Annotated in this window: 4 protein-coding genes; 3 read left to right on the forward strand and 1 reads right to left on the reverse strand. The window is 62.2% G+C overall.

Features of this window, described 5'->3' with window-relative positions; genetic code table 11:
• Positions 1 to 421, forward strand: a 421-nt coding sequence (locus ACLP25_RS13225) for a hypothetical protein (protein ID WP_442469653.1), incomplete at its 5' end; no start/stop codon positions are given.
• A 562-nt stretch (positions 422 to 983) separates the two neighbouring features.
• Here the strand turns inward: ACLP25_RS13225 and ACLP25_RS13230 are convergent.
• Complete coding sequence (locus ACLP25_RS13230; protein ID WP_442469654.1) at positions 984 to 1,157, reverse strand: zinc-binding dehydrogenase; 174 nt, start codon at positions 1,155 to 1,157, stop codon at positions 984 to 986.
• A 214-nt stretch (positions 1,158 to 1,371) separates the two neighbouring features.
• On the opposite strand from ACLP25_RS13230, the gene hlyD reads away from it, so the two are divergent.
• Both hlyD and ACLP25_RS13240 read left to right on the forward strand, forming a co-directional pair.
• Positions 1,372 to 2,394: a secretion protein HlyD gene (hlyD, locus tag ACLP25_RS13235; RefSeq protein WP_442469655.1), complete on the forward strand. Its 1,023-nt coding sequence runs from the start codon at positions 1,372 to 1,374 to the stop codon at positions 2,392 to 2,394.
• Positions 2,394 to 3,079: ABC transporter ATP-binding protein (locus tag ACLP25_RS13240; RefSeq protein ID WP_442469656.1), on the forward strand; the 686-nt coding region annotated here is incomplete at its 3' end. The genes hlyD and ACLP25_RS13240, both read left to right, overlap by 1 nt.

Below are 3,079 nucleotides of genomic sequence, written 5' to 3' on the forward strand. Positions count from 1 at the left end.
TGAAGGCTGCGGCCTTCTCGTCGGAACTAACCGGCTTTACGGCGTGGGGCATCTTGATAGCCATTGTACACCTGATGTGTATACATTGCGCCCACAACGGACAGTAGCTCCTCAACCAGGTCGTGCCGTGGCCATGGTAGGCCACCACGACGGACGGTTTGGCGAAATGCCGCAAGCAGGTTGGCGCGACACGTTGCATCGCTACGGGTACGCCACCGCGGCCGCTGCGCTGATCGCAGTCGCGGTGGCGCTAATTGTTATTCTCCGCACGCAAGGAGAACGCGGCGCCGCACCGGCGACGGCCGACTCAGGCCCGCCGACGACCGAGGATGTTCATGCGGCCTATGACCGGGCGGCGCTCGTTGCCGGCGAACTGCACGACAAGGACCTCAAGATCGTCGGCGTCGCCATCCAGGTATGAGCGGGCGCTATTTCTGCCAGGTGGGCTTCGTGAAGACGGATTACGATCGGACGCGCGTCTTTCTCGACGCGGCCCTTGTCGAGCGCGGCGTCTCCAAGGACTGGACCTTGCTGCGCGGCCTTTGTCGGCGACTGCTGTGCTGCTGTGAGGGCAAAGCCGCCCCGATAGAGCGTTTTGTTAGCAACGCGAGCGACGCTCAATGTGCATCGGACTATTACTGCTATGGGTTGAGTTAAGGCTTTCGACGAGACGTCGAGCAACGACCGCTATTTGCACACTCCGGACGGCTGGAGTCGACCTTACCGGACATTCCAAATCGCGACGGTACACGACGAAGTTCGGGCAAATCGATTAGTCTTGCGTGGATCACAGGCCTAGTTGCGGATGGCGTTCTCTAATCCGTGCCTCTAATCGATACTCGCTGTGGCTGAACGTCTTCATTCCCTTCGACTACCGGACCACGAGAAGGACCGCAAGCCGTCGCGACGTGACAAGCCTTTCGGGATCGTCCCGCGGATCGTGCGCTCGCGCGGGAGCTTTGCGGATACGATTGGCACGTCGATCATCCGGCCAGGACGACTTTGCCAAACGGTCGATCCTCAATCAGACGGCGCAAGGCTTCACCCGCTTTGCCGAGGGGATAGACTCGGTCGACGACAGGCTTGACCGACCCGCCCACGATCAACGGGATCCTCACAGGAGTCACTGCCGCCCGATTCCCCGCCGAGCCCGCCACTGCGTTTCAACACTGGAGTGAGTAGATTCCGAGTCTCCTACGCAGGATTCGCGGGCCCTATAAGCTGAATAGCATGAGCCGAAGTCCAGCCCCCCACGGATCGGGGCTCGGACTGAGCCGGTCGCTCGCCTCCTGCCTGCGACCGCCACTTTCCCGCTCTGAATGCACCAGCGGGCTTTCCTAGAGCGGCCGCACTCAAGGAAGTTGCCGGAACATGAAAAAGAAGCTCGCCCTTGCCCTGGTTCTCTTTCTGGTCGCGGGTGGAGCGGGTGCGTGGTGGTTTGACCTTCCCGCGCATTTCGGGTGGACGCATAAACAGGACGACCATCTGACGCTCTATGGAAACGTCGACATTCGGCAGGTGCGGCTTGGCTTTCGCGTCGGCGGGCGGATTGCCGAAATGCTCGTCGATGAAGGCGATACGGTCAAAACAGGGACGCTGCTAGCGCACCTCGACGCGAGGCCGTATGAGGACTCAGTTCGCGGCGCGGAAGCGCAGGAGGCCAGCCTGCGGGCGACGCTGGACAAGCTCGTGGCCGGGCCGCGTCCCGACGAAATCGCGGAAGCCAGATCCGCAAACACCGAGCAAACAGCCAATCTGTTGAACGCACAACAGACTTACGAAAGGGAGGCCCAGCTTCGCCCGACCGGCGCGATTTCTCAATCCGTCCTTGATCAGGCGACCATGACGAGGGACGCGGCGCTGGCGCGCAAGGCGTCGACGGGCGATGCGTTGAATCTTATGAATGAAGGCACACGCGCCGAAGACCTCGCCGCGGCCCGCGCGAACCTCCAGGTCGCGGAAGCAAGCCTCTTGACGGCGAAGACGTCTCTTGACGACACGGAGCTTCGCGCCCCGGATGACGGCGTCGTCCTGTCTCGCGTTCGCGAGCCCGGCGCGATCCTTTCGCCGACCGATGACGTCTTCGTGCTGTCGCTGAACAAGCCTGTCGTGGTGCGCGCCTATATCTCGGAACCAGATCTCGGCAAGATTCATCCCGGAATGACATTGGACGTGACGTCCGACACCCTTCCCACCCGCGCCTATCGCGGAACGGTCGGGTTCATATCGCCCGTGGCGGAGTTCACACCGAAGTCCGTCGAGACTCCGGACCTTCGGACCGACCTCGTGTATCGCCTGCGAATTATTGTCGAAAATGCCGACTTGGGGTTGCGCCAGGGCATGCCGGTCACCGTCCATGTTCTCCTTGGCGAACGTGGCGGAAATTCATCTTGATCGCGTCCGCGCCAATCGACGTTAGCCCGTCCGCCGACTTAGTCAGACTGTCGGATGTCACGAAGCGCTTCGGGACCGCGCCTCCCGCGCTCGACGCGGTGTCCGGATCAATCGGGGGCGGCGAAATCACCGGGCTGGTCGGGCCGGACGGCGCCGGCAAGTCGACGCTGATCCGCATCATGACCGGGCTCATGCTGCCGGACAAGGGGACCGTGGAGGTGCTCGGCTTCGACGCTCGTCGAGATCCGGCTGGAATTCAAGCCGCCATCGGCTATATGCCGCAGCGCTTCGGCCTTTACGAGGACCTGACGGTTCAGGAAAATCTCGACCTGTACGCCGATCTGCGCGGGCTGCCGAAGGCGGAGCGCCCAGGCGCGTACGACAGGCTTCTCAGCCTGACGGATCTCAAGAGATTCACGAGCCGGCTGGCGGGCAAATTGTCGGGCGGGATGAAACAAAAACTCGGTCTTGCCTGCGCGCTCCTCAGGAAACCGCATCTGCTTCTCCTCGACGAGCCGAGCGTCGGCGTCGATCCGATTTCGCGCCGCGAACTCTGGAAGATGGTCGAGGACCTGGCCAAGGAGGGCGTCGGTGTCGTGTGGTCGACGGCCTATCTTGCTGATGCGATCGTGTTTGCGCGCGCCGCTCAAACCATAGACGCCCGCGAAGAATTCGAGATTCTGCG

The organism is Roseiarcus sp., from assembly GCF_052145395.1.
In the GTDB taxonomy this organism is placed as follows: Bacteria; Pseudomonadota; Alphaproteobacteria; order Rhizobiales; family Beijerinckiaceae; genus Roseiarcus.